4 protein-coding genes and 3 pseudogenes are annotated in these 3508 nt (G+C 71.2%); 4 read left to right on the forward strand and 3 right to left on the reverse strand.

Annotation, left to right across the window (positions count from 1 at the left end; all coding sequences use genetic code 11):
- The 3 genes and pseudogenes from AC27VN_RS36105 to AC27VN_RS36115 all read left to right on the forward strand — a co-directional run.
- Positions 1-244, forward strand: a pseudogene (locus AC27VN_RS36105) (hypothetical protein); the annotation flags it as partial.
- On the forward strand, positions 234-371 hold the full coding sequence (locus AC27VN_RS36110) for a hypothetical protein (RefSeq protein WP_177239578.1): 138 nt from the start codon (positions 234-236) through the stop codon (positions 369-371). The pseudogene AC27VN_RS36105 and the gene AC27VN_RS36110, both read left to right, overlap by 11 nt.
- Positions 372-396: 25 nt before the next feature.
- Positions 397-1197 (forward strand): annotated as a pseudogene (locus AC27VN_RS36115) (histidine kinase); the annotation flags it as partial.
- Positions 1198-1293: 96 nt separating this feature from the next.
- On the opposite strand, the pseudogene AC27VN_RS36120 reads toward AC27VN_RS36115, so the two are convergent.
- From AC27VN_RS36120 to pcaH, 3 genes and pseudogenes are all read right to left on the reverse strand, one after another.
- Positions 1294-1602, reverse strand: a pseudogene (locus tag AC27VN_RS36120) (MFS transporter); the annotation flags it as partial.
- 132 nt (positions 1603-1734) lie between these two features.
- The gene (gene pcaG, locus AC27VN_RS36125; RefSeq protein WP_296781806.1) at positions 1735-2349 is read right to left on the reverse strand and encodes a protocatechuate 3,4-dioxygenase subunit alpha; all 615 of its coding nucleotides are present in this window, start codon (positions 2347-2349) and stop codon (positions 1735-1737) included.
- Between the two features lie 23 nt (positions 2350-2372).
- A complete protein-coding gene (gene pcaH / locus AC27VN_RS36130) occupies positions 2373-3089 on the reverse strand; it encodes a protocatechuate 3,4-dioxygenase subunit beta (protein ID WP_057590882.1) in 717 nt (238 codons plus the stop codon).
- 134 nt (positions 3090-3223) lie between these two features.
- Between pcaH and AC27VN_RS36135 the strand changes: the two genes are divergently transcribed.
- On the forward strand, positions 3224-3508 hold a 285-nt coding region (locus AC27VN_RS36135), incomplete at its 3' end, for a LysR family transcriptional regulator (protein WP_490879742.1).

A 3508-nucleotide genomic window follows, 5' to 3' on the forward strand; every position in this document is an offset into this window, starting at 1 on the left:
GCGCGTGCGTCGCAGCCTGGCCGGCTGCGCCGACGCCGGCGTGGTGCGCTGCGAACCGCTGCTGCACGGCTGCAGCTCGCAGGAGAGCGACGCGCCCTGCGTGCGGCTGATGATCCGCCTGCCGATGCGCAGCTACGCCGACGTGCTGCACCGGCTGATCGAATGCGTGCCCTCGGGCGAGATCGGCCGGCTGGTGAGCTGGCGCGAGCACCTCGCGCGCTGCGGACTGCGCCATGGCCACTGACTGGTTCCATGCGCTGCTCGCGCTGGCGGCGCTGTTCGTGCCGCTGGGCTTCGCCTGGCTGGTGCTGTCGCGCACCGCGCGGCGCCACGAGCACCGCGCCCGGCGCAAGGACGGTCCCGCGCGATGAGCCGATGCGCTAACCTGCGCTCCCGATGAGCGAGCTGTCCCGCCCCGACCCCGACGCGTTGATCGCCCAGCTGCGCAGCGACGAGGCGCGCGCGCGGCGCGGCAAGCTGCGCATCTACTTCGGCGCCAGCGCCGGCGTGGGCAAGACCTGGGCCATGCTGAGCGCCGCGCAGCGCGAGCGCAAGGCCGGGCGCGACGTGCTGATCGGCGTGGTCGAGACCCACGGCCGCGGCGAGACCGCCGCGCTGCTGGCGGGGCTCGATGCCCTGCCGCTGCGCGAGATCGCCTACCGCGGCCGCACGCTGGCCGAGTTCGACCTCGATGCCGCGCTGGCGCGCCAGCCCGCCGTGCTGCTGGTCGACGAGCTGGCCCACACCAACGCGCCCGGCTCGCGCCATGCCAAGCGCTGGCAGGACGTGCAGGAACTGCTGGCCGCCGGCATCGAGGTCTGGTCGGCGCTCAACGTGCAGCACCTCGAGAGCCTCAACGGCACGGTCGGCGCGATCACCGGCGTGCGGGTGCACGAGACCGTGCCCGACTCGGTGCTCGACGAGGCCGACGAGGTGGTGCTGGTCGACGTCACGCCCGACGAGCTCACGGCGCGGCTCGCGGCCGGCAAGGTCTACCTGCCGCAGCAGGCCGAGCGCGCGGCGCAGAACTTCTTCCGCAAGGGCAACCTGATCGCGCTGCGCGAGATCGCGTTGCGCCGCACCGCCGAGCACGTGGAGGACGACGTGCGCGGCTGGCGCATCGAGCAGTCGGGCCCGGGCGCCGGCGGCCACGGCAAGGGCACCGGCCTTCCGGCCTTGCACCCCCCCGGCGCGATCCCCCCCTTCTTTCTCTTCTCCCCCCCTCCCCCCCCCCCAAACCCCCCCCCCCCTCCCCCCCCCGCCCCCCCCCCCCCCCCCCCTTCACCCCCACCCCGCGACCCCTTGCATGGTGTTAGCAGACCCTAGCACGCGCTTGCGGCCGAGCCGGTCGGCCAGCGGGCCGGCCAGCAGCGCGCCGGCCGCGAGGCCGAACAGCGCCGCGCTGAGCACCGGCGCGAGCGCCATCTTGCTGGCGCCCCATTCGCTCGCGAGCGAGGGGGCGATGTAGCCGATGGCCGAGGTGTCGAAGCCGTCGAGCAGCACCACGAGGAAGCTCAGCGCGAAGATGCGCCACTGGAAGGCCGAGAAGGGATGCCGGTCGAGGAATGACTGGACGTCCAGCGAAGCCGAGGGGGATGACATGCGTTGCTCCGTGTTGGAATGGTTTTGCGTTGCGCAGCGGCGAGCGCGCGGCCGCCTTGCGGCTGCCGCGCTGTAAAGAAGAAGTCCGGGTACGAAAAAGCCGGCGCGGTGGCCGGCTTCGGGTTCAGGCGCTCAGACGTCGAAGAAGGCGGTTTCCTCCGCCCCCTGCATGCGGATGTCGAAGCGGTAGCTCACTGCGCCGCCGCGCTCGACGCGCTGCGCGACCAGCGTGTGGCGGCGCTCGGCCGGCACGCTCTGCAGCACCGCGTCCCTGGCGTTGGCCTCGGCCTCGTCGCTGAAGTACACGCGCGTGAAGGCATGCAGCAGCAGGCCGCGCATCAGCACGATCACGTTGATGTGCGGCGCCTCGCCGGGCGACTCGGCGCCGGGCTTCACGGTGTGGAACACGAAGCGGTTCTGCGCGTCGGTGCCGGTGCCCACGCGGCCGAAGGCGCGAAAGCCCAGTTCGCGCGCCTGCGCCGGCGTCTGCGGATAGCGGCCCTCGCCGTCGGGCTGGCTGATCTCGACCAGCGCGTCGTTGATGGCATTGCCGTCGCCGTCGATCACCCGGCCCTCGAGGCGGATGCGTTCGCCGGCGGCGTCGTCCAGCGCCAGCACCGCGTCGAAGGGCTGGTCGAAGTCGTAGCCGTACTGCGTGGCGGTGAGGCCGTAGGCGAAGTAGGGGCCCACGGTCTGGGAGGGCGTCTGGCCGAAGTCGGCTTCCTGGGCGCTCATCAGTTTGCTCATGGCGTGTCTCTTTCCTTCTGCGCTCAGCGGTTCTCGAACGGCGTTTCGTCGGCGCCGCGCAGCACCATGTCGAACTGGTAGCCGAGCGCGTAGCCTTCCTCGGTGATGTCGAGGCTGAAGTCGGCGATCAGCCGGTTGCGGTAGCGCTCGGGCGTGCCGGTGACCATCGGGTCGTACTGCAGCAGCGGGTCGCCCGGGAAGTACATCTGCGTGACCAGGCGGCTCGCGAAGCTCTGGCCGAACAGCGACAGGTGGATGTGCTGCGGCCGCCAGGCGTTCGGATGGTTGCCCCAGGGATAGGCGCCGGGCTTGATCGTGAGGAAGCGGTAGCGGCCCTCGCTGTCGGTCAGGCAGCGGCCCGCGCCGAGGAAGTTGGGGTCGAGCGGCGCATCGTGCTGGTCGACCTTGTGCACGTAGCGGCCCGAGGCGTTGGCCTGCCAGAGCTCGACCAGCGTGTTGGCCACCGGGCGGCGGCGCTCGTCGAGCACCTGGCCCGTGAGGATCATGCGTTCGCCCAGCGGCTCGCCGTTGCGGCGCGCGTTGCGCGTGAGGTCGTGGTCGAACTCGCCGATGCTCTCGTGGCCGTAGACCGGCTGCTGCAGCTCGCCGAGCGAGGCCTTGAGCGGGATCAGCGGCTTCTGCGGACCGCGCTTCACGGTCGACTTGTAGCCGGGGTAGACGTAGCTGGGGTGGGCGTCCCAGTCACGCGGGGTGAGCTGGGGCTGGGTCTTGGTCAACATGCCTGTTGTCTCCTGTCGTGGGACGGACCGGGTCCGCATGGGCGCATTCTGGAATCCCGCTTCGATGATGTAAATTGAAGATTGATTCCGTTTCAATAACCATTGGTAATCTAGAAGACGAGGACAAGGAGTTGATGACGAGCGACCTGCGGCTGGACTTCGTGCGCAACGTGCAGCTGCGCCACCTGCGCTGCCTGGTGGCGGTGGCGCAGGAGCGCCACCTGGCGCGCGCGGCCGAGCGGCTGGCGCTGAGCCAGCCCGCGGTGTCGAAGACGCTGTCGGAGCTCGAGGGCATCGCCGGCACGCGGCTGGTCGAGCGCAGCAGCGCCGGGCGGCGCGGCGTGCAGGGGCTCACGCCGGCCGGCGAGCAACTGCTCGCGCATGCACTCAAGGTGCTCGAAGCGCTCGATGCCAGCGCC

The sequence above is a fragment of the Variovorax sp. 20P10.2.4 genome (assembly GCF_058244205.1).

Excerpts from the sequence above, each read along its gene's own strand:
- AC27VN_RS36110 (WP_177239578.1), top strand. The coding sequence starts at position 234 with ATGGCCACTGACTGGTTCCATGCGCTGCTCGCGCTGGCGGCGCTGTTC.
- pcaG (WP_296781806.1), bottom strand. The coding sequence starts at position 2,349 with ATGAGCAAACTGATGAGCGCCCAGGAAGCCGACTTCGGCCAGACGCCC.
- pcaH (WP_057590882.1), bottom strand. The coding sequence starts at position 3,089 with ATGTTGACCAAGACCCAGCCCCAGCTCACCCCGCGTGACTGGGACGCC.